Origin of the sequence: Paraburkholderia sp. BR10937 (assembly GCF_040965695.1) — a bacterium.
GTDB lineage: Bacteria > Pseudomonadota > Gammaproteobacteria > Burkholderiales > Burkholderiaceae > Paraburkholderia.
This window is the reverse complement of sequence record NZ_JBFRCL010000144.1, coordinates 1-1179: the sequence shown is the minus strand read 5'-3', so window position 1 is coordinate 1179 and position 1179 is coordinate 1. Positions and strand designations below refer to the sequence as shown.

Annotated in this window: 1 protein-coding gene; it reads left to right on the top strand. The window is 56.8% G+C overall.

The window, feature by feature from the left end:
- Positions 1-76 precede the first annotated feature (76 nt).
- On the top strand, positions 77-1030 hold the full coding sequence (locus AB4Y44_RS42345; protein WP_368702809.1) for an IS5 family transposase: 954 nt from the start codon (positions 77-79) through the stop codon (positions 1028-1030).
- The last annotated feature ends 149 nt before the right edge of the window (positions 1031-1179 follow it).

Below are 1179 nucleotides of genomic sequence, written 5' to 3'. Positions count from 1 at the left end.
GGAAGGTCTGCAAAAGTCCTGGCGTTGAAGTCACGTTGTCCTATCCTGGAAGAACGCGAATTAAAGGAGTTCCTCGATGACACAGCTCGGTCTTGGCCTGGATCTTTCAACGAAACGCACGCGCAAGCGGGAATTTCTCGATGAGATGAGGCGCGTTGTGCCATGGTCGAGGTTGATTGCGTTGATCGAACCGCACTATCCGAAGGGTAAGACTGGAAGGCCGCCGTTTCCGGTTGCGACGATGCTGCAGATTCACTTCATGCAGCAGTGGTTTGGGCTTTCGGACCCGGCGATGGAAGAGGCGCTATATGACGTGCCGCTGTACCGTGAGTTTGCGGGGCTGGACGAAGGTATGACGCGTTTGCCGGACGAGAGCACGATTCTGCGGTTCCGCCACCTTCTCGAAACGCACGGACTGGCCGCGCAGATGCTCGCACTGGTCAATGAGATCCTGAGTGAAAAAGGCTTGATGTTGAAGGCAGGGTCGGCGGTCGACGCGACCTTGATTAGCGCACCCAGTTCGACAAAGAACGGCTCTGGCAGACGGGACCCGGAGATGCATCAGACGAAGAAAGGGAATCAATGGTACTTCGGGATGAAAGCGCACATCGGTGTGGACGCAGAGTCGGGTCTGGTCCACACCGTCATTGGCACGGCGGCCAACGTTCACGACATCAATGCTGCCGAAGCGCTGTTGCACGGCCAGGAAAAGGATGTGTACGCTGACGCCGGATATCAGGGTATTGAAAAGCGCTGTCAGGCGAACCCGGTACGCTGGCATGTCGCGATGCGACCGGGCAAGCGTCGACAACTGGACCTGACCAATCGTCTGGACGCGATATACAACCGGATTGAACGCCTGAAGGCTGGTGTGCGCGCCAAGGTTGAACATCCGTTTCGCGTGCTCAAGCAGCAGTTTGGCTATACGAAGACCCGGTACCGGGGATTGGTGAAGAACACCGCGCAGATCACGACCCTGTTTGCGCTGTGCAACCTCTGGATGGCGCGCAAGGCTTTAAGCAAAGCGTGAAACGTTCGGCGGATCAGGCCGTGAGTCTCGGCAAACGCAGGTCATCATGCTTCAAAAGCCGGACGACCAACCTGCTAGCAGATTCTGCGGCCGATACGCCCAACGTGAAAAAAGATCGGCGCTCTGAAAACGTATTGTGCAGACCTTCC

Excerpts from the sequence above, each read along its gene's own strand:
- AB4Y44_RS42345 (WP_368702809.1), top strand. The coding sequence starts at position 77 with ATGACACAGCTCGGTCTTGGCCTGGATCTTTCAACGAAACGCACGCGC.